The organism is Fructilactobacillus florum DSM 22689 = JCM 16035, from assembly GCF_001436645.1.
GTDB lineage: Bacteria > Bacillota > Bacilli > Lactobacillales > Lactobacillaceae > Fructilactobacillus > Fructilactobacillus florum.
The window spans coordinates 1-512 of sequence record NZ_AYZI01000038.1 but is presented as its reverse complement, the minus strand read 5'-3'; the positions used below and the strand labels follow the sequence as shown (position 1 = coordinate 512).

Below are 512 nucleotides of genomic sequence, written 5' to 3'. Positions count from 1 at the left end.
AGCTTACGTTCATTGGCAGCGATGTAAAAATCATAATATTTAAAAAAATTAGCTATTAACTTACGTTCGTTGGCAGCGATTGGTATAAAGACATTTATTTTATTTACTTGCTTATTTGAAATTTCAGTAAAAGTAGATCCGGAGGCTAACCTATTAGCTTCTTTACTTATTTCATCATGCATTGAATATAAAAAATACGAAAAAATTCCTTTATTTGGGATTAATGACTGAAATCCCTGATTGGTTGCAGACGGCTCACTTAAAATGGCCATATCACCAACACCGGCTCTAGACGTCATTAGGACTGTTCCAGATGGCATCAATTTTGCAGAGCTATTTTTCAACCCAATAGAAGTTATTCTGCGTTTACTTCTATTCAAAAAGCCATTATTAAAAACTTCTGTCGGTGTAAACCAATTTATATCCCCGTCCCAGTATCTACTTGATTGTGAACTAGGCGTCCCTCCTCCTTGAACTTTACAAATATCACCAAGCTTACGCTGCTCCCAAGG

The 512-nt window shown here is 35.9% G+C and carries 1 protein-coding gene; it reads right to left on the bottom strand.

The features are described from left to right. A partial coding sequence (locus tag FC87_RS06690) for a restriction endonuclease subunit S (RefSeq protein WP_191979377.1) occupies window positions 1-512 on the bottom strand: 512 nt, incomplete at both ends.